Here is a 25986-nt window from a genome sequence, read left to right as displayed (position 1 = left end):
AAGTACCGTTCTCACGATGTCAGGGGCGGGTGGAGGGGGCCAGGAGGCGGGTAATGGCCTCCAGGGGCAGCAGGTCGGCGGGGCTCAGCTCCTCGACCAGGCCGCCGGGGGCGCTGACGTAGACGTAGGCGGCGCGCACCGCCCCGGTGGGCACCCCCTGGGAGGCGGCCCAGGCGTGGACGTAGACGCTGAGCTGGTCCACCGGCACCCGCAGACGCCCCGTCTTCCAGTCCACAATGAGCCAGGTGGAGTCCGCCCCCTTAAAGACGGCGTCCATGCGGCAGCGCAGGGTGGTGCCCCCCACCGTCAGCTCACGGTCGACCTCGGTGTCGTAGAGGCGGTAGGGGGCCAGCAGGGGCAGGTGCTCGGCCACCTCCAGCCAGCGCTCGATCCTCCGGCGGTCGGCGGGCGGCACCGAGTCGGGGACCCCGGCCTCCTCCAGGCTCATGAGGGCCGCGTGGGCGCTCAGGCGCTGGGCGACGGCCTCGTGGAAGACCGTCCCCAGGCGCCCGGAGGCCCGCGGCCGGGCAGGCAGGGGGCGGCGCAGGTCCAGGGCGAAGCGCTCGGGGTCGGTGCGCAGGTCGTCCAGCCGGGTAGCCGCCAGGTGGGCGGGCAGGTGCAGCTCGGGCACGGCCCGACGGGCCTGCTCCCGCTCGGCCAGCAGCAGCTCGGCCTCCAGGTACCAGCGCCGAACCACCGGGTCGGCCGGGGCGGGGTCGTAGGACCCCGGGCCGTACGGACCCGAGCTGGCCGGGGCCCCGCACGGGACAGGGCCGGACGGGGCCGGGAGGGCCTCCGAGCAGGACGGGGCCGGGTCGGCCGGGGCGGAGCCGGCTACCGGGCCACCCGGGGCGGGGGACGGCCTGGTCGCGCCCGAAGCGTCCGGAGCACCCGGGACGGCGGGCGCTCCCGGGGTGGCGGGCGCGCCCTGAGCAGGCGAGCCCGGTCCCGGGGCCCTGGCCCCGTTGGCCCCGGCGCCCCCGTCTGCTCCCGCCGCCATGGCGGCGGCGACGGCGCGGGCGGCCTGACGCCGGGCCGCCTGGACGGAGCCGCGGCGGTCAGCGACGCCGTCGTCACTGAGACCACCGCCACGTATCCCCCGCGCCTGGGGGCCCCCTGCCCTGCGCAGCGCCTCGACGGCGCGGCCGTCCACGCCGGGCAGGTGGTCCGGCGGGGCCCCCAGGGGCCAGGTGCCGCTGTGGTGCTGCGAGGCCAGGGGGTTGGGCCGGTCCGGGTCGTAGTCGACCCAGCCGCGCCCGTAGGGGCGCAGGAGGTCCCGACGGCGCAGCTCGTCGAGGAACCGGGAGGCGGGCCGCGGCCTGGTGGCGGACTTGGCCAGGTGCGAGCCGGTCAGGAGCAGCTCGTGGCGGGCGCGGGTGAGGGCCACGTAGGCCAGGCGCCTCTCCTCGCGCACGACCTGGCGTCCCAGGGCGGTGCGGTAGGCCAGGACCGTGTCCGTCACGAGCTCCTTACCGGCACCCGGGTCCAGCTCCCCCACGGTGAAGGGCGGCAGATCCTGGGCGTCGGCCCGCAGCGGGTAGGGGAAGACGGAGGTGCTGGCCATCCAGCCGGTCTCCACCACGTGGCGCCCGGGCTGGATCCTGGAGCGGTAGGAGGGGAAGACCTGCTCGTTGAGGCCCGGGACGGCCACCACGTCCCACTCCAGGCCCTTGGCGGCGTGGACGGTCAGGATCTGGACGGCCCCGGGGACGGGCTCGGTCTCGGGGGCGGCCAGGCCGTCCTCGCGCGCCTGCGCCAGGTCCAGCCACTCCAGGAACCCGCTCAGGGTGGGATCCTGGGCGTCGGCGACGTACCTGGCGGCGGTGTCCTGGAAGGCGTCCAGGGCACGGTGCCCCAGGGGGTTGCCCACCCGGGCGGCGATCTCCAGATCCAGGTCCAGGGCCTGCTCAGCCACCACCACGAGCTCGGGGACGGGCAGGGTCAGGCTCGCGCGGACCCGACGCAGGGCGCGGGCGGTGCGCAGGGCCACGCGACGCCCGGCCTCGCTCAGGCCCACGACCTGCCCGGGCTCACCGGCCTCCTCCCAGCGCAGCACGGTCTCCAGGGCCTCGACCAGGAGGGGGACGTCAGGCTGAGGGTCGGCGTCGGGCCCCTGGGAGCCGTCGGGCCTCTGGGGCCCCTGGCTGCCGTCAGGCCCTTGGGGGCCGGTCTCCCCGGGGGCGAGGGTGACCTGTCCTCCTGGTAGGGCGTCGGTCGGCCCCACGGGGGTCTCCCCGGGGGCGCGGGTGACCTCCCGGGCCAGGGCGGCCAGGGCAGCCAGGTCGCTGGCCCCCAGATCCTGCTCGGTGAGCAGGCGCATGAGCCGGTCGCCCCGCTCGGGGTCGGCGGCCAGGACCAGGAGGGAGCGGACGTCCTCCACCTCGGGGACGCTGAGCATGCCCCCCAGGCCCACGACGACATAGGGCAGGCCCTGGGCCTCCAGCTCGGCGGCCACGGGGGCCATCTGGGCGCGGGTGCGGGTCAGGACCGCCATGCGGGCGCCGGGGCCCCAGCGCTCGGCCAGGAACCGGGCCACGTGCTGGGCCTCCTCGAGCGGGTCCTGGAGGAAGGCCGCGTGGACGGCGCCCTGAGCCAGCCCCAGGTGACGCGGGCGAGGCGTGAGCTCGGCCACGGCAATGTGCTCCCCGGGCGGGTCCCCGGGCAGGGTCTGGGGGTGGCGCAGCGGGGAGGAGACCACGTTGGCAGCCTCCAGGACGGCGGCGTCGTTGCGCCAGGAGGTGGACAGCTGGAGGACGGGAGCCGCCTGCGCCGCCTGCGCGCCGGTGGCCACGGCGGCGCTCCCGGTGGGGTTGAAGCGCGCGTGGAAGGTGTCCAGGGCGGCGGCGCTGGCCCCCCGCCACCCGTAGATGGCCTGGTGCGGGTCCCCCACGGCGGTGACCCCCGAGTCGGCGAAGAGCGCGGACAGCAGACGGATCTGGGCCACGGAGGTGTCCTGGAACTCGTCCAGGAGGATCGCCGGGTACTGGGCGCGGACCTGGGCGACGGCCTCCGGGACCTCCTGGGCGACCCGGCAGGCCAGGGCGATCTGGTCGCCGAAGTCGAGCAGGCCGTGGGAGCGCTTGTACTGCGTCAGGGCCCGCACCACGTCCAGCAGCTCGAGCCACTCGCGCATGGCGGCCGGGCCCCGGCCGATGAGGGTCTTGCAGCCCCTGACACCGGCCAGGTCCTCCAGGAGCCCGGCCAGGTCCTCCAGGTCCTCGGCGGCCTGGTCGGCGCTCAGGAGGTTCTGGCTCAGGGCGTCGGACAGCAGCAGGACCGCGGTGGTGTTGTGCTCCAGGCCTTCCTCGGGCAGGGGCGCGGTGCGCTCACGCAGGAGCGTCTCGACGATCTGCCAGCTGCGCGCCTGGGTGATGAGGGTGGTGTCGGGGTCGACGCCAATGAGCAGCCCGTGGTCACGCACCAGGGTGCCGGCGAAGGAGTTGTAGGTGGCGATGGTGGGGGCGCCGTCGGCCACCTGCGGATCCACCAGGCCCGCACGGGCCAGGGCCTCCAGGCGGGAGGACACGCGCTCGTCCAGCTCGGCGGTGGCCTTGCGGGTGAAGGTCAGGCCCAGCACCTGGTCGGGACGGACCTGGCCGGTGGCCACCAGGTAGACGACCCGCTGCGCCATGGTGGCGGTCTTGCCCGAGCCGGCCCCGGCCACCACCAGCAGGGGCGCCAGCGGGTGGGCGATGACGGCGGCCTGCTCGGCGGTGGGGACGTGGACGCCCAGGGCCCGGGCCAGGTGGGTGGGGCTCAGAGGGCTCACTGGGTCACCCGCTTTCCCTCGCTGCGCACGGGGCAGGAGTCCTTGACGGCGCAGTTGCGGCAGTGGTCACCGCTGCGGGCCTCGTAGAGGGGCCCCAGGCTCCCCAGGGCGGCGGCGGCCAGGAGGTCCTGGGCCCAGGGCTGGCTCTCACCGGTGTCCGGGTCCTGTACGGGACTGGGATCCAGGGCCCCCCCGGCGGGGGCCAGCACGTAGCCCTCCCCGGAGCGCCTGCCCGGCTCCTTGCCCAGCAGGACCAGGGCCCCGCCACCCACCACCCGCCCCAGGGCCTCCAGGGCCAGCCGGTAGGTGGCCAGCTGGGGGTGGCGCTCGGGCGAGGAGGGTACCAGGCGCCCGGTCTTGAGGTCGATGACGCGCACGCTGCCGTCCGCCCGGCGCTCCAGGCGGTCAACACGCCCTGCGATCCGCAGGCGCAGACCCGCGCCCGCCCCCGTGAGCGCCAGGAGGTCCTCCAGGTAGCCCCCCAGGTCCTCGCTAAGGTCCCCGGGAGCCAGGACGGTGTCCGCCCTGACGGGCAGCTCGACCTGCGCAGTGACCCCCAGGGCGTCACAGTCCGCCAGGTAGGCGTCCAGGCGCCCCACCATCTCCCGGACACGGCGCTGCTGGACCCGCCCCAGCCAGGTCTGGGGGTAGCCGAGCCCGGGCAGGAGCTCCTCGGCCCGGGCCCGCAGCGCCGGGCCCCGCAGGTGCTCACGCTCGGCCTGCTCGGCCAGGGCGTGCACGAGACTGCCCAGGTGCTGGGCCCCGGAGGCCGGCCGGTCGCCCCCGTGCCGGGACAGGAACCAGCGCAGGGGGCAGGTGGACAGGCTCTCCACGTCCGAGGGGCTCACCCGCACCCGCTGGTCCAGGGCGGTCAGGGGGCTGGTGGAGGTGGGGCCGGCCACGTCGAGCCAGGTGGTGGGCGAGGCGCCGGGGACACCCCTGCGGGCCAGGTCGGCCAGGAGGGTGACGGCGGCCGTCCCCCGGGCGCGCTCAGCGGGGGTGGCGCTGTCCAGGGCCCCGCGTACGGCCGCCTGACGCAGCTCGCCCACGAGCCCACGCAGGGTGAGGTCACCGGCGTCCGGGCTGGTCAGGGGGGCGCCGTCGACGTCCGTGACAGGCAGCCCGGCGCTGGCGGCCACCTCCAGGAGGAAGGAGGAGGGGGCGTGCTCGACGTCGGAGGTGGCCGTCAGGACGAGCCTGCGTGAGGCCCGCGACATGGCGGCCACGAGCATACGGCGCTCGTCCCCACGCACCTGGGCGCGGGCGGAGGCCGGATCCGCCCCCGGGTCCAGGCTGCCGTCGGGGCGCAGGGGCAGGCGCCCGGTCACCGCGTCCACCAGCAGGCCCGAGCGGGTCAGGGAGTCGCGCAGGCGCAGGTCGGGCCAGACGTCACGCTCCAGGCCCATGACCACGACGACCTCCCACTGCTCCCCGGCGGCAGCGGCCGGGGTGAGGACCGCCACACCGGCGGGGCGCCGCCCCTGGGGGGCCACCGAGTCGGAGGGGACGAGCTCACTGTCCAGCTCGGCCAGGAAGACGGCGCCGTCCACCCCGGGGTAGCGCTCGGACCAGACCTCCGCCCGCTTGAACAGAGCGGTGACCACGTCAAGGTGGTGCTCAGCGGCCTCAGCCAGGAGACCGCGTCCACCACCCTCATCCAGGGCCAGGGCCCGCCAGGCCTCGGCGCGCCCGGAGGCGTCCCAGGCGGCCCACAGGAGGGCCTCGACGTCACGCGGGGCCCGTCCACGGCCTCCTGCCCGGGTACTGGCGTCCGAGGACCCCCCGGTGGGGTCGGGGCGCTGCCCGTCGGCCTGTCCGGGCGCTCCTGGGTGCCTCGCCGCGACGTCGTCCGGGAGCTCCCCACCGGGAGAGCGCCCCCCCGCCTCCGGCCCCCGGGCACCGTCCGCAGGGGGGGAGCCCAAGCCCAGGACCTCACGTAGCGCCGACACCACCTGGGCGGCCCGCAGCAGGTCGGCGGCCTGGGCGGCCACCGACTCCCGGCCCAGGTCCTCCACCAGCTGGCGGGCGGACTCCAGGTCGCCCACGAGCCCCGGGAGCGTGACCCTCCCGGCACCCGGGCCCAGCTCCCCCCGCCGGCCTCCCGACCGGGCGCCTCCCGCCTGGGTGCCCTGGGCCTGGGCACCCTGGGCCTGGGCGCTCGCGGCCTGCTCCCCCAGCCGGGAAGCTGGCCCCTCCGCCCAGACGCGGATCCGACGTCGTAGCCTGCGCAGGTCAAGAGGGCTCAGGCCAATGAGGGGACCGGTCAGGAGGAGCTGGACGGCCTCCGGGAGGGGGATCTGGCCGTCCTGACCGAGGTCCCCGTCCAGGGCCGCCCGGACCACCTCTGTCAGGGCGCGGGCGGCGGGCTCGGTGCGCAGGAGGACCGCGGGGGTCCGTGACGCCAGGGGAACCCCCCGTCGGCGCAGGTCGCGGGCCACCGCCTGGGCCTGGGCGGTGCTGCGGACGATGACGGCCATCTGGTCCCAGCCCGTGGCGTGGTGGATGTGCTCGCCACGCAGGATCCGCGCCACGTGGGTGGCCTCCTGGGCGGGGCTGGAGGCCAGGACGACCGAGGGCCCCGCCGGGGCGGCGTCCGTCACGCTGGCGCCGATCACCGGCCCGCCCGGCTCCTCCACGCTCTCCTCCACGGTCTCCTGGACGGCCCGCGCCTGGCGGTACCCGGTCGCCCCGACCACGGGGACCCGGGCGGCCTGCGCCGCGACGGCCTCCGCCAGGGCAGGACCCCCACGGTGGACGGTGCCCAGGACCAGGCGGGCGGCCCCCAGGCTGGCGCCCTCCTGGGCGGACGACAGCAGGCTGGGAGTGCCCCCGCGGAAGGTCTCGACAGCGGTGTCCGGGTTGCCCAGGACGATGACCTGGGCGGCGTGCCCGAGGGCGTCGGGGACCGCCAGGGTGCCCAGGAGGCGGGCGGTGGCCGCGGTGCAGTCCTGGTAGTCGTCCACCACGACCAGGTCGGGCACGGGACGCGGTTCCATGACGCCGTCGGCCTCCCAGGTGCCCAGGGCCTCCCGGGCACGGTCCTGGAGGCGGGCGGTGTCCATCCGCCGGGTCTGGGCGCGCCTGCGGGCGCTGGGACGACCCTGGGCGTCCCACAGACGCAGCAGCCCGCTGGCAGGCCCCCAGACGGGCACGTCCAGATCCTGCCCCAGGGCGGCGAGCTCCTGGGCACCCACACCCAGCTCCCCGGCGCGCGCCAGCAGGTCGCGCAGCTGGGAGCGGAAGGCCCGGGAGGTCAGGGTCTCGGGCGGCAGACCGGGCCAGTCCTCGGGGCGGATAAGGGAGGCCAGGGCGGCGTCCTCCTCCGCCCCGGCCAGCAGCACGGGGGCGGGCAGGGGGGCGGGACGCTGCGTGAGGGAGGTGGTCAGGACGCTCAGGGCCAGGGCCGCGGGGGTGCGCACACGCACGGTACCGCCCTGGACACCCCGGGCCCGCAGGAGGTGGGCCGCCCGGCCACGCAGGACGCTGGCCCGCACGCGCGTGGGGGTCAGCAGGACGGCGTCCCTGCCCTCATCGACGGCACGCACCAGCAGGCGCAGGGCCAGGCTGGTCTTCCCGGTGCCGGGGGCGCCCAGGACCACCAGGTTCCCGCCTGCCCGGACGTGCTCCAGGACCACGGCCTGGGAGTCGTCAGGCTCGGGCAGGCCGGGCACGGGCAGGGCCGGCAGGAGCCGGGGGGCGTGCGGGGCGGCGTCGGGGGTCATGTGCCCATGGAACCACGGGGCGCCGACCCCGCCCCGCCGGGCCCCACGGCCACCGGCACCGGGCAGGGGCCGTGCAGGGCCAGCACCGGGCAGGGGCGGACCGGGGCCGCACCATTGCGGATCCCACCTAACTGCGTGGTCACCCGCACAACCCGCACGTACGGGCCGCCGTGACCACCTCCATGCCGATCGGTACACGCTCGAGCACAACCCGCTGCGTACGGCCGCCGGGTTCGCCCACCGCGTGTCAGGCGGGGCCAGATCCCCTACCCGGGTATAAACGGCATAGGATCGGCGGCAGCCCGTCCACCCTCCCGACGAACAGGAGCCCCGTCCCATGCAGGTCACCCTCGGTATTAAGCACTCCACCCGCGAGCTCACCCTGGAGACCTCAGCCTCCCAGAACGAGATCCTCTCCTCCCTGGCCAACGCCGCCACCGCCAACATCACCCTGAGCGACGACAAGGGTCGCAAGGTCTTCGTGCCCGCGGGCTCACTGGCCTACGTGGAGATCGGGGAGGCCGAGCCCCGGCGCGTCGGCTTCGGCATCTGAGACCGCGCCGGCAGGGGCCGCCCGGGTGCCCTGAGGTCCTTACCGCTCGTGGTACCCCGGCCGCCCGGGCGCTACCCCGGCTCACCCGGCCTGGGCGGAGCGCACCACGGCGAGGAAGACCTCGTTGAGACGTTCCCAGGGCACCTTGGGTGCGGTCGCGAGGTCGGCGACGACGTCGGTCAGCTCGGCGAGGGTGGTCTGCAGCCAGGCGTCGAGCTCCGGGACGCGCGGGTGCCCGTCACGCTCCCCTGAGACGGCCTTGTCCGCCAGGACGTCCTTAAGGGGCCCGCGTACGGGGCCCTCGAGCCCGGCGTCAACCAGGTCCTTGAGACGCATGGGGGCGGGCCTGCGCTCGGCCACCACCCAGCGGGCGGCCAGGAGCGCGCGCACCGTGTACAGGTACTTCTTGAGGGGCACCGTCTCACCCTGGCAGGCGACGAGCTGGCCGGTGGCCATGCTCAGGTAGTGGCGGGCGGAGGCGGCCGGTGAGAAGCACTCGGCGGCCAGGTCGCGCACGGCGGCGAAGGCGGGGTCCTCGTCGTAGATGACCGGGGAGGCGAGCCACTCGAAGAAGGAGGGGTTGGCCCCGCGCGCCAGGCGCAGGGACTTGTCCAGGTCCCAGCCGCTGACGTCGAGGACCTCGTCGAGCCGCCACTCCAGGACGTCACGCACCGGATCCAGGCGCAGGTAGTGCTCCACGGGACGGACGTAGACGAGGCGGACGTCGAAGTCGGAGTCGGGGGACTCAAAGCCCCAGGCCCGGCTGCCGGACTCCACGGCTAGCAGGACCCGCGCCCCCTCGGCCTCCTCAAGGAGGTCGAGCTCGTGGCGGACGGCGTGGGCGACGGCGTCGGGACTGGCGGAGCGCAGGTCGGCGGGATACGGGTCGGACGGCACGGGAGCGCCTCCTGGGTCTGACTGCTGCGAGGGGCAGGCGACATTATCGCACGACCCCCGCCGCCCGCGCGCCCGGCCGCATCGCCGCCCGGCTCAGGCCCCGCTGCCTGCCCCCGCTGCCTAGCCGCCTAGCCCTCGCCCCCGCCGGGCGCGCTAGGGAGCTACCGCCCGGCCGCCCCGGCCCCGACGTCCGCCGCCCCGGGGCCGAGACCCGCCGCCCGCCGTCGGGTAGCCGCACGGCGGGCAGGGAGGGAAGCGGGTAGGCGGCGTGGGCGCGGCGATCGCGTCGCAGACAGTGGGCGGAGGCCGGGCGGATCCTCGGGCAGGCTCTCACGCACCCACTGTGCGCATGGCGTCAGCCGCGTCACGCTTGTACCACATGCCGGTACCTGCCAGGCAGACCGCCGTGGCCGCCATGACGAGCACGCCGGGCAGGGCGGCCGCCCAGCAGACGGCGACGACGCCACCCAGCCCCGCGGCCCCCGCGGCCAGAGGCGGCCAGAGGCGGCGCCCGGTCAGGAGCGCCAGGAAGCCCCAGAAGGCCACCAGGCAGATGACGATCCCACCCGCCAGCAGGGCGGCGGCGGCCGCCGTGAGCGGCTCGTGGGGATCGGCGACAACGATCTCGGCGCTCACCGCGAAGGCGATGAGCCCGATGACCAGCACCTGCTGACCGTTCGTGGCCAGCCTGCCCATGGCCAGCTCGCCGTGCTCGGCCACGAGCCGGGCGTCGACCTCGTCCGTCCCCGTGCCGAAGAACAGGTACCACACGCCGACGAGCACCGCGAACGCGGCCAGCCCCGCGGCCAGCCGCGCAGGGTCCTGCGGGTCCGCGGCGATGGAGCGCCCGGTGGTGAGCACGCCCTCCCCCAGGCAGATAATGAGGAACAGGCGGCAGCGCTCGACCTGGTGCTCGACGTCGAAGCGCACCTCGGAGAAGTCCCGGTGGTGGCGCCCGGGCACGGGGTGCACGCTCCACATGCCGACGACGTCGATCACCACGGCAGCCAGCCACCAGAGCAGACGGTGCTCCGGCTCGGCCAGGGCCCCCAGGCCCCAGGGCACCGCGGAGACGACGGCCCAGATGATCACGGAGACGCGGTGGCGGCGCAGCGAGGCGTAGACGTCGTGGGTGCGGGTCATGGCGCTGCGGCCCACCTGGATGAGCACCAGGGGAACCACGAAGGCCCACGAGGCGTCCTCGAAGGCGCCGCTGATCGAGGCGTTCATCACCAGTCCCCCGGCCATGACCGCCAGCACGACCCAGCGGGCCTCGTCCTTGCGGGCCAGGACCATGGTGGACTCGTAGGCGGTGAAGGACCAGATGACGAACATGGCCAGGGTCATGACGAGGGTCTGGCCCGCCCCGCGCCACGTCTGGTGCTCCAGGAGGTGCTCGGAGAGCTGGGAGATCGCGAAGACCCACACCAGGTCGAAGAAGAGCTCGAGGAAGGTCACCGCCTGGTGGGCGGAGGGCGGCAGCGCGGGGGCCGGGGCGGGCGCGGAGCCGGCAGGCGGCGTGCGGCCGGCGGTCCCGGGGTCGTCGTTCTCACGGCTGGGCTGGCTCAAGGCGGGGCTCCTCTCCCGTCGGACTCTCGTCGGACTCTCCGCGGAGCAGACCCGAGGCACTCTAACCGTGGCGGGCCCCGCGCGCAGTACGACGGTCGGCGACGGGGCTGACGAAGACACTGGCCGCGGCGGCCAGGGCGAGGACGGCCAGGACGAGGAGCACGACGAACCCCGTGTGCGTACCGCTGCGGGTGGCGGCGGCCAGGTCGTCAGGGTCCGCGCTCTGGGCGGCGTTGACCACGGCGGTGGCCACGGCCGTGCCGACGGCGCCGCCGAGCTGCTGGATGGTGTTGAAGGCGGCGTTGCCGTCGGCCTGGAGGTGGTCGGGCAGGGAGCGTAGGCCGTTGGTCATGGAGTTGGACACCGACAGCCCCTGGCACAGCGGCATAATGACGTAGACGAGGGCGAGCCAGGGGGCGGGGACGTCCACGCCGACGGCGGCGAACAGGGCCATGGCGAGCACGCCGCAGACGGCACCGGTCAGGATGGGGCGGGCCGGGCCCAGCCGGTCCAGGACACGGCCGCCCAGGGGGGTCAGGCACGCGCCCAGGACGCAGCCGGGCAGCAGGAGGCACCCGGCGGCGAAGGAGCCCATGGAGGCGCTGACCTGGGCGTAGTAGGGGATGAGGTAGCCCAGGGCGAGCACGACCGCCTGGATGAGGACGACGTAGACCACGCTGAGGGTGTAGGTGCGGTCGGCGAAGATCCGGATGCGGATGAGCGGGCGCTCGGAGCGGGACGACAGGACGCAGAAGGCGGCGACGAGGACGAGCGCCAGGGCGAGCAGCCCCAGGACCCGGGGGCTGGTCCACCCCGTCTGCCCGGCGGCGTTCGTGGCCAGCACCAGGGCGGTGAAGCCGGCGGCCATGACCAGGAACTGCAGGGGGCTGAAGACGGCGTCGGACCGGGGCCGGGTGGCCTGCCGGATGGTCAGCAGGCCCAGGACGGCGGCGATGACCAGGAAGGGCAGCAGGACGATAAACACCGACCTCCAGCCGAGGGCGCCAATGAGGTAGCCGCCGAAGGAGGGCCCGACGGCGGGGGCGACGGCGGTAATGAGGGTGGCCACGCCCATCATGGTGCCCAGGTGCTCCAGGGGCACCTGCTCCAGGACCATGTTGAACATGAGCGGCAGGGCTATGCCGGTGCCCACGCCCTGGACGAGGCGGCCGAGGACGAGCAGGGAGAAGTGCGGGGCGGCGGCGCACATGACCGTGCCAGCCAGGAAGGCCGCCATGGCCAGGGCGAACAGGGTCCTGGTGCGCAGGCGCCGGTGGAGGAAGGAGGAGACCGGCATAATCGCCGCCAGGACCAGGAGGTAGCCGGTGGTGACCCACTGGACGGTGGAGGTGGAGACGCCGAACTCCTTCATGAGGGCCGGGAAGGCGATGTTCATGGCGGTCTCGACCACGACCCCGGCGAAGGAGGTGATGCCGACGGCGACGACGGCGATAACGAGGCGGGCGTCGAGCCTGCGTTCAAAGGTGGGCACGGCGCCATTGTCCTCCACCGGCACCGTCGGTGCCCGGCGTTCCCGCCCTACCGCGTCCCCGAGTCCGGCACGCCGCCCGACGGCGGCCGGCAGACGGCACGGACAGCAAGGAGACGCAGATGAACCAGCAGATGAACTCGGTGGGACGCAATATCGCACGGCTGCGGCTGGCGCGGGGGATGACCCAGGAACGGCTCGCCCAGCGCATGGGGGTGACCCCGCAGGCGGTCAGCAAGTGGGAGAACGACATCAACTACCCGGACGTGGCCACGCTGCCCCGCCTGGCGGCGCTGCTGGGGACGAGCGTCGACGCGCTGCTGACGGCGCCCGACGACGCCGGGCCGCAGGGTCCGGCGCCATCGTCCGGGGCGGACGGCACCGCCACGGACGCCGGGCCCGCCCCGACCGAGCCCGGCGTTTTACAACAGTCGCTACGCGGTGAAGACTGATACGTCAGACAGCGCGCACACCAAAGGAGCCCCGGATGCAGTCCCTCACCATGAACGACGGCCACACGATCCCGGTCCTGGGCTACGGCGTCTTCCAGATGACGTCGGCCGAGGTCGCCGCGCACCTGCCCGAGGCGATCGCCGCCGGCTACAGGCACATTGACACCGCCAACGCCTACTTCAACGAGGTCGCCGTCGGCCGGGTCGTTGCCAGCAGCCCGGTCGCGCGCGAGGACCTCTTCATTACCTCCAAGCTCTTCCCACAGAGCTACCCCTACGCCCAGTGCGGCAAGGACATTGACGCCACCCTGGAGCGCCTGGGCACGGACTACGTCGACCTGCTGCTCCTCCACCAGCCCTACGGTGAGTACGTCTCCGCCTGGAGGGCCATGGAGGAGGCGGTCGAGGCGGGCAAGGTCCGCTCCATCGGCCTGTCGAACTTCTCCGCCGCGAAGGTCCACGAGATCCTCGACGTCGCCCGGATCGTCCCGGCCGTCCTCCAGGTGGAGGCCCACCCGTACTGGAACCAGCACGCCCTCAAGGCCGCTCTGGCGGACACCGGCATCGTCTTCGAGGCCTGGTACCCGCTCGGCCACGGGGACAGGACGCTCCTGGCCGAGCCCGCCCTGACCGGGCCCGCCGCCAGGTACGGCAAGACCGCCGCCCAGGTCGTGCTGCGCTGGCACCTCCAGGAGGGCAATGTCACCTTCCCCAAGACGCTCAACCCGCAGCACATGGCGGACAACCTCGACATCTTCGACTTCACGCTGACCGGGGAGGAGGTGGCCGCCATTAACGCCCTGCCGCAGCGGCCCTACTACCAGGTGCCCGACGAGCCGCCGGCCTTCGTCACCACCGTCATGGACTACTCCCGGCAGGCGTGAGGTGCAGCCACCCCAGCTATTTGGCCCCGCCTGACCCGCGCGGCCGATCGCGCCGGGCCCCGGCGCGATCACAGGACCAAGTCGGCGTGACTTCCAGTCTCCACCAGGACCAGGACCAGCTCCGTCTCCCTGATCTGGTAGATCAGCACCCAGTCGGGCCGGATGTGGCAGTCCCTCAGTCCAGCCCGGTCGGCCGTGAGCGCATGATCCCGATAACGGACAGGTAGCGTCTCGCGACGTCGAAGCATCTCAACCACCGCGAAGAAGGCATCCATGTCGAGGCCGCGTCTTCTAGCCCGCTTGAGGTCCTTCCTGCATTTACTCGAGATGACGATGTCGAGCACTACAGGTCCAGGTCATTGCGCAAGTCTGCGACGCTCCCGTAGCGCCTGGCGGTGCCCGCGGAGATCTCTGCGTCAACCTCGTCGTAGGCCTGCCGGGCCTCGGCACTCATGACGTATGGACGGGACGTGTCGAAGGGGAAGCCCTTGAACTCATTGAACGCGCGCACGAACATGCGCACCGCATGTGACGGGGTTGTCCCCATCTGATGAGTGAGCTCAACAAATAGACGCTTGTCGTCGTCGTCGATCTTGACATTGAGGGTCTTAGTCGCCATCAGGTCTCCCGCCCACACCTCACTGCATCAGCATGCTCATCGTATCATGGCGTAACACGATGTGGTACGGGCTCGTGAGGCCCGGCACCGCCCGGACCCGGGACGCCGCCTCACCAGGATGTCAGCGGCCCTGGACCAGGTCCTGGGAGGTGAAGCGGCGCACCGCCGGCCCCTAGCGGCGCCCCGGCGGCCCCTAGCGGCGCGTCGTGCGCACCGCCGTCCCGGCGAGGGCCTTCTCCCCGGGTCGGGCGAGCGGGCCGACGAGCTCGTGGGGCACGTAGGGCTCCTCCAGGTAGGCGACCTCCTCGGCGGTGAGGGTCAGATCCAGGGCGCGCACGGCGTCGTCGACGCGGCTCGGCCGCGAGCAGCCGACAATGGGGGCGGCCACGCCCCTGGCCCAGTGCCAGGCCAGCGCGACGTCGGCCATGGGCACCTCGTGCCTGGCGGCGACCTCGGCGACGCGCTCGATGACGGGCATGTCGATCTCGCGGTCGCGGTCGTACTTGGCGCGCATGGTGCCGTCCGTCGTCGAGCGCACGGACGGCGAGTCCCAGGTGGGGCGGGTCAGGTGCCCGGAGGCGAGCGGGCTGTAGGGGGTCAGGGACATGCCGTACTGCTCGACCACGGGGATCATCTCCCGCTCGTCCTCGCGGTAGAGGAGGTTGTAGTGGTTCTGCATGCTGGCGAAGCGGGTCCAGCCGTGGGCGTCCGCCGCCACCTGCAGGTTGTGCAGCTGGTAGGCGTACATGGCGGAGGCGCCCAGGGCCCGTACGCGGCCGTCGCGCACGAGGCGGTCCAGGGCCTCCATGGTCTCCTCCACGGGGGTGGAGTAGTCGAAGCGGTGGATAATGTACAGGTCGAGGTAGTCGGTGCCCAGGCGCCGGAGCGTGCCCGTGATCTCCCGCTCAATGGCCTCGGCGCTCAGGTGCCCCTCATTGAAATAGACCTTGGAGGCCAGCACCACGTCCTGGCGCGCGACGCCGAGGTTCCTCAGGGACTGCCCGATGTACTCCTCGCTGGTGCCGTGGGCGTAGACGTTGGCGGTGTCGATAAAGGTGACGCCGAGCTCGAGCGCGCGGGCGATGACGGCCTGGGTGGAGGGCTGGTCAATGACCCACTGGTGGAAGTCCGGGAAGACCTTGCCGAAGCTCATGCCCCCGATGCACAGCCGCGGGATCGTAATGCCTGTGGTGCCAAGTGTCGTGTACTGCATGACGCCAGTATGGGTGCCCGGCACCGACCCCGGCCAGGCCCTGCCAGAGCCACCCTGGAGGCCGCCCGGGGTGCGGTCCGACGCCGGCGCCCAGCCTCAGCGGCTCCCTTTCGCTGTAAGGAGGCGTCCCACCCGGCCGGGCCCGCGCCCTGAGCCTTTTCCGGCCCACGCACGACCTGGGTCCAGGCGGCCGTCCCCGGCCCGCTCACGGCCCCAGCGCCTTGAGCGGGAAGGTGACGACGCCGTCGGGGAGCGTCATCACGGGTCCGTCGGCGGTAATGACGGCGGTGAGTGCCGGAGGAGGGGTCCGTGCAGTGTCGATATCGGCCACGAAGGCAGCGAGCGAGGTCTGCGCCGCCGGGATCTGGCGCTGCCCCAGCTTGACCTCGAAGGCGGCCCAGCGCCCGTCGTCCAGCTCCACAATGGCGTCCGCCTCCTTCCCCGCCTTGTCCCGGTAGTGGTAGAGGCGTCCGCCGCACATCTCGGAGAAGATCCGCAGGTGCTGCACCGCCTGGGACTCGAACCAGAGCCCGGCGGTCTCCAGGTCCTGTAGGAGGCGCTCCGAGGACGTCGCCGTCACCGCCGCGGCGAGCGCAGGGTCGACGAAGTGCAGCTTCGACGACGTGCGCACCACGTAACGGGACCGCAGGTGCGGCACCCAGGCCGGCTGCTCCTCGACGACGAAGAGGCGTCTGAGGGCGCCCACGTAGGCGATGGCGGTCTCCGCGCTCAGGGACTGCCCGGCCACGTCCCTGGCGATGGTGCGGAAAGACGCCTCTGTCGCGACGTGCCGGGCGAGGGAGCGCATGAGGGCGCGCAGGCGCACAGGATCCCGCCGCGGTTCGCCGTCCAGGCGACCGACGTCGATACTGACAATGTCCTCGACGTAGTCGCGCAGGCGGCGCTGCGCCTGAGGCGTCGTCAGATCGAGGTCCCCCGGCCATCCTCCGTGCACCAGGTCGTCCAGGGCCTCGCGTACACCGGCGCCGGAGTTAAGCGCCGGCGCCGGCGCCTCGCCGTTGAACAAACTCGCCAAGGAGACGCTGCCGTCCCCGCGACCGCGCTCGAACAGGGTCATGGGCCGCATTCGGATCCGTGAGATCCGGTGCGCTCCGGAGTGCCGCGCGGCGTCCTCGGCGGGGACGGACGATCCCGTGAGGATGAACTGTCCCGGGTGACGACGGGAGTCGATCTCCCTGCGCACGAGGTTCCACAGTGAGGGCTCGATCTGCCACTCGTCAAGAAGACGCGGCACGTCGCCGACCAGGAGGAGCGAGGGATCGACGTCCAGGGCGGCCCGCAGCTGCGGCAGCCCGGAGTCCAGCGCGATCTCGGAGGAGGCGTGTCGACGTCCGGTCATGGTCTTGCCGCAGGCGCGGACGCCCTCGATGAGGACGCCCCCCGAGTAACCGAGGATGTCGTCAACAAGCCGATCCACGACTCTCGGCAGATAGCCCTCCTGCTCCACGGTTCCCTCCCCTACGCCCTTGCCGCGCCATGTCAACCTGGCATGTGGCGTCGATCCAATCCGTCATGTGGCGTCATTGTAACCGGTCATATGGCGTCGTCCCAACCCGCCATGTGGCGTCGCCCGAGCGCCGCACCCACCCTCCCGCAGCGGGTGGTAGGCGAGCGCGGCGCCCGCGACGTCTGGCCAGGAGCGGGGCCCGCCGCACCGCCACCGCCTCCGCCGCGGCCTCGGCGAGGCGGCGAGCCTGAGAGCAGGTGCGGGACGCAGTCGGATGGGAAATGGTTGGTACCCTACGATGTTCGCGCTCATGGACACCGGGCGCAGGGCCAGTCAGCCGGACTGCGCGGAGCGGTAGTACAGCACCGCCACCTGGGTGCGGTTGCGCAGCCCCAGCTTGGCCAGGATGGAGCTGACGTGGTTGCGCACCGTCCCTGCGCTCATAAAGAGCTGGTCCGCCACCTCCGCGTTGTCCAGCCCCTGGGCCACGGCCTCGACCACCTGGTACTCGCGCTCGGTCAGGGGGGAGAAGACAGGGCTCCTGGGTACCCGGCCGGGACGCCTCCCCAGGCCCATGGCCGCGCTGCGCTCGAGCACGTCCCCCTCCAGCACGCACACGCCAGCCATGACCGAGCGCAGCGCCGGGGCGATACGGGCCACGTCCTGCTTCATGAGGTAGCCGCGCGCCCCCATCCTCAGTGCCCGGACAATGTACTCGTCGTCGGCGAAGGTGGTCAGGAAGACAATGCGCGCCTCCCGGTCCTCGTTAAGGATCGTCTCGGCCGCGCCCAGTCCGTCGCCGCCGGGCATCTGGACGTCCAGGAGCAGGACGTCGGGGCGCAGCCGGCGGTACCCCTCCACCGCCTCGGGGCCGGAGGCGCCCAGGCCCACGACCTCCACGTCGGGCTCCACCGACAGGATAGTGGCCAGCGACTGGGCCACGAAGGTGTCGTCGTCGACAATAAGGACCTTCATGCTCACTCCTTCGGGATCATGACGAAGACCGTGAACCGCGGACGCAGGGTGACCCGCAACGTCCCGCCCAGGGCCTCGACCCGCTCGGCCATGGAGTGCAGCCCCATACCGGTGCGCGGGAACCCGGCCCCTGTGGCGAGGCGGGCCGTGGCGCCAGGCCCCAGGTCCCTGCTCCCCCGTACCACGCCGCCGTTCGGACCGGCGGTCCCGAGCACCTCGTCCCGCGGCAGGATACCGTCGTTATCGACCGTGACCTGCCAGAACGCGGGGTAGTCGACCACCTTGACGTGTGCCGAGGTCGCCTTCCCGTGCCGCGCGGCGTTGGTCAGCGCCTCACGTACCACGGCCACCACGCAGCGGCTGACCGCAGCCGGGGGCGTCTGCTCCAGGGCGCAGTCGACCCCGACCTGGCTGATACCGCAGCGGGAGGCCAGCACGCTGAGGGTGGTAGGCAGGTCCTCGCCCTGGTCCGACAGCGCGTGGACGCTACGGCGCATGGAGTCCAGCGCCTCGCCCAGCGAGGAGTCCAGCCCCGCCAGGTCGGCCACGAGGCCCTCCTCGTCCCGGTGGGTGACCTGGAGGGCCTTGACCATGAGCAGGAGGCGGGTCAGGACGTGCCCGACGCCGTCGTGGATGTCGCGGGCGATCCGGGTGCGCTCACCCAGGACGGCGGCACGCACCTCGTGGTCCTGGGTCGCCAGGAGGCGGTCGTTGACGGCCTGGAGGGCCAGGATCCTCATCTGCAGGTCGTCCCTGACCGCGTGCAGGCTGGCACGCGCCCTCTCCTCCTGGACGGTGCGCAAGGCCAGGGTGGCGGACAGGGCCACCACGACCACGGCGACGAGGGAGAACGACCGGGGCCCCGCCCGCCGCCCCGCCACCAGGAGCGCGGCGCCGCAGACCGGGGCCAGGAGGCGGGCGGGCCGGGAGCCCGGCACCGCGCGCACCAGGTCGTAGAAGGCCAGGGGCGCCCCGGCCACCGACGCCGAGGTGAGACCGCCCAGCAGCAGGTAGGAGGCGGGGACGACGACCGCCGACCGCCGCCCCACCACCGCGCACGTCCCGGCGGCGATGACGGCCAGGAGCAGCCAGGTCACGGCCACCATGTCCACCGGCCCCCGGAGCACCGTCACCAGGAGACAGCCTGTCAGGACCACGCCCTTGTCCGTCAGAACCTTCACGCGGAGATTATGGTCCGTCCCCGGTCACGGGCACAGCCCACACGCGGGGGCGCACCGTCCCAGGCCCGGGAGGCCGCCAGTGTCAGCACGCCGGCCTGCCGGCTGGCGCCCCGGGCCGCGTACCGGCACCAGGCCCGCCGCACCTTGCCGAGTCGATCCCGCCGCACACCCCCGGAGCCTGCCGCGCCGGGCCGCGTACCAGCCCGGCGGCGGACGTGCCCGGACACCCATGACAGAAGTCATGCCCCGGCCCCGTACGTTATGACACCAGGCACTTCCGCGGCCCACCGCGCCAGCGGAGCATGAGGGCGAGCCCCAGGCACGCGGGCGCACGACGAGCAGCGTTAAGGAGCTGGTATGGACGGTGAGACGGCACCCGACCGGGGCGGGTCGGCCCCCGGCGACGCGGTGGTGGTGGACTCCCTGGTCAAGCGCTACGGGGAGCTGGTCGCGGTCGACGGCCTGTCCCTGCGGATCGCCCGGGGGGAGGTGCTGGGCCTGCTGGGCCCCAACGGCTCGGGCAAGACGACGACCATTAACTGCCTGCTCCAGCTGCTGACCTACGACCGGGGTGAGATCAGCGTCTTCGGGGAGCGCATGACGGCGACCTCCTACGACCTCAAGCGCCGGATCGGCGTCGTGCCACAGGACGTGGCCGTCTTCGACGAGCTCACCGTGGCCCAGAACGTGGACGCCTTCTGCGCCCTGTACGTGCGTGACCGCGCCCGACGACGCCGCCTGGTGAAGAAGGCGATCGCCTTCGTCGAGCTGGAGAAGTTCACGGGCTTCAAGCCGGGCAAGCTCTCCGGCGGCCTGCTGCGCCGGCTCAATATCGCCTGCGGCATCGCCCACGCCCCTGAGCTCATTATCCTCGACGAGCCCACGGTCGCCGTGGACCCCCAGAGCCGCAACGCGATCCTGGAGGGCATTAAGCGTCTTAACGAGCAGGGCGCCACCATTATCTACACCAGCCACTACATGGAGGAGGTCGAGCAGCTGTGCCACCAGATCGTCATTATGGACGCCGGACGGCGGGTCGCCTCCGGCACGGCCGACGAGCTCAAGCAGATGATCGGCGTCGGTGAGCGCATCCGGGCCGAGGTCATCGCCCCCGACGTGCTGGACAGGGAGGTCCTGGAGCACGTGCGCCGCCTGGAGCACGTGCGCACCGCCTCCTACCAGGCCCCCGAGCTGGTGGTCGAGTGCTCACCGGGGGCGCACAACCTCTCCGACGTGCTGGGGATGCTGACCCGGGCCGGGATCACCTTCGGGCGGATCACCTCCGAGCCCCCCACGCTCAACGACGTCTTCCTGGAGATCACCGGGCGGGCCCTGCGCGACGAGGCGGCCTGACATGCTCTCCGTCTTCACCTACCAGGTGCTCCGGCTCCTGCGCGACAAGATCCTGCTGCTGTGGGTCGTGGCCTTCCCCGTCATCCTGTCGTGTCTCTTTATGGCCATGTTCTCCAGCCTGGACGAGTCCTACCAGGCCACCCCCCTGAACCTGGGCGTGGTGCAGGACGACGCCTACCACGCCGCCACCGGCCTGGACGCCACGGTCAGGACGGTCTCCCAGGAGGGCGAACGCCACCTGCTCAACCCCACCCCCTACGCCACCGCGGACCAGGCCCAGGAGGCCGCCCGGAAGGGGGACACCGTCGGCTACCTCGACGTGGAGGACGGCAGCCCCGTCCTGCACGTGACCCAGGAGGCCAACACCGGCAGCAAGGGCAACACGGTCATGGTGCTGCGCGCGGTCCTGGACTCCTATACCCAGACCCGGGCCGAGTACGAGGTCCTGGCCACGGCCGGGGCGCAGGCCGGGCCGCCGGACACCGACAGCGTCCTCACCCAGCGGGCGCAGGTGACCTCGTCGACCGTCAAGCCGCAGGTCCGCTACTACTTCTCGCTAATGGCCTTCGCCTGCGGCATGGGCACCGCCGTGGCCATGACCGCGGTCCAGGGGGTCACGGCCACCTCCTCCCACCTGGGGACGCGCCTGACCCTGGCGGGCCTGCCCCGGTGGAGGATCCTGGTCGGCACGCTGGCCGCCGCGTGGGTCTGCGTCCTGGTCTGCCTGCTCGTCGCCTTCGCCTTCATACGGCTGGTGGTCGGCGTGGACTTCGGGCCCCACATGCTGCTGTGCCTGGTGGCCATCGGGGTCTCCAGCCTCCTGTCCTGCGCGGCCGGGGCGCTGCTGGGGACCTCCCGGCAGATGAACACGGGCATTATCTCCGGTATCTCCTGCCTGCTGTCCCTGTTCACCGGCCTGTACGGGTCCGGGGCCCAGAAGCTGGCCGACGCCGTCGAGTACAACGTCCCCCTGCTGGCGCAGGCCAACCCGCTGTGGCAGTCCGCCCACAGCTTCTACGGGCTGCTCTACTACGACAGCCTCGCCCCCTTCGCCCGCAACTGCGCCGTGATGGTGGGCATGACCTGCCTGTTCCTGGGCCTGGCCCTGGTCCGTATGAGGAGGATGAGCCATGAGCACCTTTAGGACGTCACTGCGGATCGTGGCGGCGCACCGGGTCATTATCCTGGTGTACCTGCTGACGCTGTCCATGTTCGGCCTGCTCATGGGGCTGTCCGTCACGGACACGGCCGACGAGGTGGTCGACACGCACGCCACCGTGGCGGTGGTCGACCGTGACGGCTCGGAGGTCTCCCGGGGCGTGACCCGCTACCTGGGGTCCGTCGGTGAGGCCCGGCCCCTGAAGGACTCCCGGCAGGCGCTGCAGGACGCCACCGCCCAGAACCGCATCTCCTACATCCTCATTATCCCCGCCGGCTACGGGCAGTCCCTCCAGGCCTCCGCCCGCCAGGGCGGCAAGCCGCCGGCGCTGGAGACCGTCGTCAACTACGAGTCAGCGGCCGGCTCGCTCATGGACGTGCGCACCACCTCCTACCTGGAGCAGGTGCGCACCTACCTGGGAACCGTCACCGACGACCCCGCCCGGGCCGTCGCCCTGGCCGACGCCGCCATGAAGCACACCGCGTCCGCCGAGCTGGTACCCCAGGAGGCCACGCCCCTGCCGCGCAGCCTCCTGGTGTACGCCCAGTTCTCCCTCTACCCGCTCACGGCCTTCGCCATTGTGGCCGTCTCCACGCTCATGACGTCGCTGGGGCGCCGGGCCGTGCGCTCACGGCTGTCCGCCGCACCCGTCAGCGGCTGGGAGCGCGGCCGGGGGCTCATGGGGTCCTGCCTGGTGGTGGGCCTGATGGGGTGGGCCTGGATCCTCTGCCTGGGGGTGGCGGTCTTCGGCCGGGGGTACCTGGTCTCCGCGGCCCCGCTGCTGGGGGTGGTCGCGGCCGCGCTGGGCGCCTACACGCTGGTACCGGTCTCGCTGGGCTTCCTCCTGGGCCAGCTGGGGCTGAAGGAGAACGCGGCGAACGTCATCGCCAATATCGGGGGCCTGGCCATGTCCTTCCTGGGCGGGGCGTGGATCTCGACCGACCTCATGCCCGCCGCCCTGGTCACCGTCGCCCGGTTCACCCCCACGTACTGGGCCAACAGGGCGATGACCGGCGCCTCCGAGGTGACCTCCGTCTCCGCCGACACCGTGCTGCCGCTGCTGACCAACTGCGGGGTGTGCGCCCTGTTCGCCGTGGCCATCTTCAGCGTGGGGCTGGCGGTGGGACGCACCCGGGCGCGTTCGTCACTGTGAGAATATGTCCCGGGGCCGGGCCGGCTACCCAGGTAGCTGGCCCGGCTACCACCTGGGTAGCCGGCCCGGCCCCGGGACAGGGGCACGTCACCTCGTCTACCCGGTCCCCGCTCTGGGAGACGCTCTGGGGGAGCCGGCCCGGCCCCGGGACAGGGACGCGTCAGCGGGGACTACGAGGGTCCGGCGCGAGCCTGCCCCCCAGCACGAGCACGCCGGCAGAAGCCCCCATTCCCCTTCGCCCACACCGGAGAGAAAGATGAACCACCAGTCGCGTCTCGCGCCACCCGATCAGACCGATAACGAGCTCGTGTACCTGCCGATGGACGAGCCGACCGCCAGGGAGATCGCGGACGGGTGGAAGTATCCGCCGCCCTACGATTTCTACGACATGACGGCGGACCCGGACGACTACCAAGAGTTTATCACCCCCGCGCTGTGGCCGGAGTTCTCTCTCCAGGCGCGGCGGCAGGGACAGCTGATCGGATTTCTTTCCGGTGGCGTCGTAGACGAGGGCGGTTTTGTGGAGATCGGGCTGGGGCTGCGTCCAGACCTTACTGGCCGCGGCCTGGGGCGCGACTTCATGAGGCGCAATCTGGATTGGATCCAACAGGAGTACCCGGGCACGGAGATCCGCCTCTCGGTCGCGTCATTCAACCAGCGAGCAATCAAGGTGTACGAGGGCAGCGGGTTCCACGTCGTGCGCCACTTCACGCAAGCGACCAATGGCGGCGAATACGACTTCGTCGAGATGAAGCACGTCGCCTGAACCGGCGTCTGACGCCGCCCGTTTCGGAACCAACACGTCTCTCGTTACGTTGCCGAGAATGACGCCATCGGATTCTTCGGGCCCTTCTGCCGGGGAGGTACCGGGGAGGTACCGGCGAAAACGTCCTTCGTGGCCCACGACCCTGCCCTGAATGACGGCGTCGCGCGCCCTCAGGCCCCCAGAGCCGCCGCCGAGGTGCCTGAGCGCACCCGTTGAAGGTCCTCGACGAGCAGGTCCGGGACGACCCGCACCCCCAGGGACACCAGTGCCGTCAGGGTCTGGGTGACGAAGGAGCGCGTCTCGGCGTCGAGCTCCGCGAAGGCGCGGGCCCGCACGTGGATGCTGCGGCGCCAGTCCGCCCGCAGCTCGTGGGTCGTCGACACGTCCCCGAGGTCGATCACCGAGTAGAGGGTGTCAATAAAACGCTCGCGTTCCTTAACCGTGCGGCTGCCCAGCCAGGCGCTCACGGTGCGGTTGAGGTAGCGGGCGTCCGCCGTCAGGCCGTCGAGGGTCACCAGGTCGCAGCCCTCCACCACCCAGGAGAAGGGGTCGTGCTGCCAGATCATGGCACGGTTGCTGCGCACCACCCGGTACCCCTCCTGCTGCTCCAGCAGCATCCCGACCACCGAGGACTGGGGAAGCGTCTTCTCAACCCGGCCCTCCACCCGGCGGTAGTCCTCGGTGGCGAGGAACTCCGCGAGGAAGCCGGGCCCGTCGTGGGAGAAGATCCGCGTCACGCGGCCGCTGGCGTCACGCGGGGCCGTCGCCGCCGCGTAGACGGCGAGGTTGCCGCCCTTGGAGTGGCCGCCAACCAGCAGGTCGCCACCGACCCGGGCGGCGGCGTCGGCGAGGTAGTGAGCCGCCTCGACCTGGGAGGGCACGGGGCAGCGGTAGGCGAGGTTAAAATCCTCCTTCCAGCCCACGAGGGAGGCGTCCGTGCCCCGGAAGGCGACGTAGGACAGGTCCTCGGTGAGCCGGAAGGTCATGGCCGCGAACTGCTTCTCGGCCTGGGGGTCGGTGGCGTCCACGTAGCCCATGACCCGTGCGTCCCGGAACCGGGGGCTGGCGGCCACGGCGGCGAGCAGGTCCAGGCCCGGCTCCTCGCCCCACATGCCGGCGTAGTAGGTGGCAAAGTACTCGGCACGGTACAGGTCGGCCAGGCGTACCCCCTCCCACCCGAGGGCCGGGGCCAGGGCGGGGTCGTCGGCCGGGAGGCGGGTGTAGGCCAGCCAGGACAGGACGAGGCTGTCAACGGTACAGAAACCGCGCCCGTCAAAGGTGTCGAGCTCGGTACGCACGTAGTCGAGCATGTTCCGTGTACGGCTCACTGTACTGCCCCTCCGATCAGGACCGTCCCCTCTCAGGACCGTCCCCTCCGCTGCGGACCCGGCGTCCGCACGTCGCGGCGCGGCTGCCGGGTTCCCCGACGACGCTACCCACTCCCGCCCGACGGCGCCCAAGGGCCTGGACGTGCAGTCGGGCACCATGTGGTCCCTCGGGTGCGGAGGCGGGAGAATGCTCCCGGGCGACCGCGGAGTGCTGGCGAGCCCGATAGTGCTGCGGGCTGTGCACGACCGCGGGCGGCAGGCCTCAGGCGCGCTCCGAGTACCTGTTGCCGTACGCGGCCCGGGCCGCACCGGTCACGCGTCTCACGAAGTCGCCCTTGGCCTGCGTGTAGCCATCGCGGTCGTGCTCGAACCGGTGCCACAGCCCCAGCTTGAGCGCCTCGTACTCCTTGGCCATCTCCGGGTGGTCGTTGAGGAAGTCCCTGAAGTAGAGCTCATCATTATCGCCCGCGAAGCGCAGGTGGATGTGGAATACCTCGTCGGCGAACCCGTCCTCCGTGTACCCGGCGTTCAGGGAGGCCCGGCGCTCCTCGCTGCTCATCACGAGAAAGCCACTGCGCTCAAGGAGCCTGACGACGACGTCCTTCTCCTCCCCCTCCTCGATCTCGACGAGTACGTCGACAATGGGTTTGGCCCAGATCCCCGCGACCGCCGTGCTCCCGATGTGGCTAATGCGCACGACCGCACGACTCGGCAGGATCCCCAGAAGCCTCGCCTCCATCTGCGCATACTGTGCCGCCCACTCGCTGCGGTGCTCCGTCAGCTCGATGGGGAACAGCTCCCAGAGCTCCTCGAGCGTCATCTCCAGCAACCTTTTCGTCATGACGCCTCTCTCCTCCGTTATTCTCACGCCGCTCCCACATCAGGGAGGCGGCTGCGATCATGTCCTGCATGTCCAGGGCCAGAGGCTGAGCATCAATATCAGATAGCCGGTCCATCCAGCCCAAGGCGATCATCTCCGCCTGCGGCCATTTTCCTAGACGTACCTTGTTAATAAGTTCGTAAGCACTGACGCTGGAGACCCAGAGACGGTGGCGCGGCTGAGAAAGAACATCGAGCGCAGAGGGACGGATCCTGCGGCCCGCGGTCCCCAGGAGCCGCGCAACCACGTTGGTGTCGAGAAGAACGTCCACCGCTACTCCCATAGAGCAAGTTCGCCCTCGGGCAACGGAGCATCAAGGATCTCGTCGGGGATATCGTACTCCGGGTAGGCGGGAAACACCCTGCGGTTCGGCTCCTCCACGGCGACGAGCCGAGCAACGGACCTGCCCGCACGCACGATCATGACCTCTTCGCCCCTCTCCACCCTTGCCAAGAGGTCGGAGAGGTGCGCCTTGGCCTCAGCCACGTTGTACTGCTTCATCACGGCTCCATGGTCCCAGCCGAGCCCGAGGGGGTCAAGACCAGCAGGACCGGTC

The 25986-nt window shown here is 72.2% G+C and carries 21 protein-coding genes and 1 pseudogene; 7 read left to right on the top strand and 15 right to left on the bottom strand.

All coding sequences use genetic code 11. From position 1 onward, the window contains the following. Window positions 1–19: 19 nt before the first annotated feature. Window positions 20–3769, bottom strand: a complete 3750-nt coding sequence (locus JJJ15_RS10520; RefSeq protein ID WP_246742035.1) for an ATP-dependent DNA helicase — start codon at window positions 3767–3769, stop codon at window positions 20–22. Next, on the bottom strand, window positions 3766–7491 hold the full coding sequence (locus JJJ15_RS10515) for a PD-(D/E)XK nuclease family protein (protein WP_200510700.1): 3726 nt from the start codon (window positions 7489–7491) through the stop codon (window positions 3766–3768). The genes JJJ15_RS10520 and JJJ15_RS10515 overlap by 4 nt, the downstream gene beginning before the upstream one ends. A gap of 337 nt (window positions 7492–7828) precedes the next feature. On the opposite strand from JJJ15_RS10515, the gene JJJ15_RS10510 reads away from it, so the two are divergent. Beyond that, window positions 7829–8044, top strand: coding sequence for a DUF3107 domain-containing protein (locus JJJ15_RS10510; RefSeq protein ID WP_106108608.1), 216 nt, complete (start codon window positions 7829–7831; stop codon window positions 8042–8044). A gap of 81 nt (window positions 8045–8125) precedes the next feature. Here JJJ15_RS10510 and JJJ15_RS10505 read toward each other — a convergent pair whose 3' ends face one another. The 3 genes from JJJ15_RS10505 to JJJ15_RS10495 all read right to left on the bottom strand — a co-directional run bounded on the left by JJJ15_RS10505 (window position 8126) and on the right by JJJ15_RS10495 (window position 12002). After that, window positions 8126–8941 carry a nucleotidyltransferase domain-containing protein gene (locus tag JJJ15_RS10505; RefSeq protein ID WP_106108607.1) on the bottom strand — a complete coding sequence of 272 codons (816 nt, stop codon included), beginning with the start codon at window positions 8939–8941 and terminating at the stop codon, window positions 8126–8128. 330 nt (window positions 8942–9271) lie between these two features. After that, window positions 9272–10510: a low temperature requirement protein A gene (locus JJJ15_RS10500; RefSeq protein WP_165271554.1), complete on the bottom strand. Its 1239-nt coding sequence runs from the start codon at window positions 10508–10510 to the stop codon at window positions 9272–9274. A 61-nt stretch (window positions 10511–10571) separates the two neighbouring features. Beyond that, the gene (locus tag JJJ15_RS10495) at window positions 10572–12002 is read right to left on the bottom strand and encodes a DHA2 family efflux MFS transporter permease subunit (RefSeq protein ID WP_106110556.1); all 1431 of its coding nucleotides are present in this window, start codon (window positions 12000–12002) and stop codon (window positions 10572–10574) included. Between the two features lie 119 nt (window positions 12003–12121). Between JJJ15_RS10495 and JJJ15_RS10490 the strand changes: the two genes are divergently transcribed. Continuing rightward, window positions 12122–12451, top strand: a complete 330-nt coding sequence (locus JJJ15_RS10490; RefSeq protein ID WP_246742034.1) for a helix-turn-helix transcriptional regulator — start codon at window positions 12122–12124, stop codon at window positions 12449–12451. 35 nt (window positions 12452–12486) lie between these two features. After that, the gene (locus tag JJJ15_RS10485) at window positions 12487–13335 is read left to right on the top strand and encodes an aldo/keto reductase (RefSeq protein ID WP_200510699.1); all 849 of its coding nucleotides are present in this window, start codon (window positions 12487–12489) and stop codon (window positions 13333–13335) included. Window positions 13336–13403: 68 nt separating this feature from the next. Here JJJ15_RS10485 and JJJ15_RS10480 read toward each other — a convergent pair whose 3' ends face one another. From JJJ15_RS10480 to JJJ15_RS10455, 6 genes are all read right to left on the bottom strand, one after another. Beyond that, window positions 13404–13679 (bottom strand): type II toxin-antitoxin system YafQ family toxin, encoded by a 276-nt coding sequence (locus JJJ15_RS10480; protein ID WP_200510698.1) that lies wholly within the window; start codon window positions 13677–13679, stop codon window positions 13404–13406. After that, window positions 13679–13954: a type II toxin-antitoxin system RelB/DinJ family antitoxin gene (locus tag JJJ15_RS10475; protein ID WP_200510697.1), complete on the bottom strand. Its 276-nt coding sequence runs from the start codon at window positions 13952–13954 to the stop codon at window positions 13679–13681. The genes JJJ15_RS10480 and JJJ15_RS10475 overlap by 1 nt, the downstream gene beginning before the upstream one ends. Window positions 13955–14147: 193 nt before the next feature. Beyond that, window positions 14148–15167, bottom strand: coding sequence for an aldo/keto reductase (locus JJJ15_RS10470; RefSeq protein ID WP_200510696.1), 1020 nt, complete (start codon window positions 15165–15167; stop codon window positions 14148–14150). A gap of 205 nt (window positions 15168–15372) precedes the next feature. Further along, the gene (locus tag JJJ15_RS10465; protein ID WP_246742033.1) at window positions 15373–16605 is read right to left on the bottom strand and encodes a DUF4143 domain-containing protein; all 1233 of its coding nucleotides are present in this window, start codon (window positions 16603–16605) and stop codon (window positions 15373–15375) included. A gap of 363 nt (window positions 16606–16968) precedes the next feature. Next, the gene (locus JJJ15_RS10460) at window positions 16969–17610 is read right to left on the bottom strand and encodes a response regulator transcription factor (RefSeq protein WP_200510694.1); all 642 of its coding nucleotides are present in this window, start codon (window positions 17608–17610) and stop codon (window positions 16969–16971) included. A gap of 2 nt (window positions 17611–17612) precedes the next feature. Next, on the bottom strand, window positions 17613–18791 hold the full coding sequence (locus tag JJJ15_RS10455; protein WP_246742032.1) for a histidine kinase: 1179 nt from the start codon (window positions 18789–18791) through the stop codon (window positions 17613–17615). A 357-nt stretch (window positions 18792–19148) separates the two neighbouring features. Between JJJ15_RS10455 and JJJ15_RS10450 the strand changes: the two genes are divergently transcribed. The 4 genes from JJJ15_RS10450 (at window position 19149) to JJJ15_RS10435 (ending at window position 23222) form a co-directional block, all read left to right on the top strand. After that, a complete protein-coding gene (locus JJJ15_RS10450; protein WP_200510693.1) occupies window positions 19149–20144 on the top strand; it encodes an ABC transporter ATP-binding protein in 996 nt (331 codons plus the stop codon). 1 nt (window position 20145) lies between these two features. Next, the gene (locus JJJ15_RS10445; protein ID WP_200510692.1) at window positions 20146–21288 is read left to right on the top strand and encodes an ABC transporter permease; all 1143 of its coding nucleotides are present in this window, start codon (window positions 20146–20148) and stop codon (window positions 21286–21288) included. Continuing rightward, a complete protein-coding gene (locus JJJ15_RS10440; protein ID WP_200510691.1) occupies window positions 21275–22456 on the top strand; it encodes an ABC transporter permease in 1182 nt (393 codons plus the stop codon). The genes JJJ15_RS10445 and JJJ15_RS10440 overlap by 14 nt, the downstream gene beginning before the upstream one ends. Before the next feature lie 256 nt (window positions 22457–22712). After that, window positions 22713–23222 (top strand): GNAT family protein, encoded by a 510-nt coding sequence (locus JJJ15_RS10435; protein ID WP_200510690.1) that lies wholly within the window; start codon window positions 22713–22715, stop codon window positions 23220–23222. Between the two features lie 170 nt (window positions 23223–23392). On the opposite strand, the gene JJJ15_RS10430 is transcribed toward JJJ15_RS10435, so the two are convergent. The 4 genes and pseudogenes from JJJ15_RS10430 to JJJ15_RS10420 all read right to left on the bottom strand — a co-directional run bounded on the left by JJJ15_RS10430 (window position 23393) and on the right by JJJ15_RS10420 (window position 25931). Then, window positions 23393–24550, bottom strand: coding sequence for a DUF2974 domain-containing protein (locus JJJ15_RS10430; RefSeq protein ID WP_246742031.1), 1158 nt, complete (start codon window positions 24548–24550; stop codon window positions 23393–23395). A gap of 262 nt (window positions 24551–24812) precedes the next feature. After that, window positions 24813–25418, bottom strand: a complete 606-nt coding sequence (locus JJJ15_RS10425; protein ID WP_200510689.1) for a GrpB family protein — start codon at window positions 25416–25418, stop codon at window positions 24813–24815. A 58-nt stretch (window positions 25419–25476) separates the two neighbouring features. Continuing rightward, window positions 25477–25713, bottom strand: a pseudogene (locus JJJ15_RS13610) (type II toxin-antitoxin system VapC family toxin); the annotation flags it as partial. After that, window positions 25704–25931, bottom strand: coding sequence for a type II toxin-antitoxin system prevent-host-death family antitoxin (locus JJJ15_RS10420; protein ID WP_246742030.1), 228 nt, complete (start codon window positions 25929–25931; stop codon window positions 25704–25706). The pseudogene JJJ15_RS13610 and the gene JJJ15_RS10420, both read right to left, overlap by 10 nt. Window positions 25932–25986 lie beyond the last annotated feature (55 nt).

This window comes from Actinomyces sp. HMT897, assembly GCF_016626125.1.
GTDB lineage: Bacteria > Actinomycetota > Actinomycetes > Actinomycetales > Actinomycetaceae > Actinomyces.
Note: the sequence above shows the minus strand (reverse complement) of the source record. Positions and strands in the feature narration are given on the sequence as shown.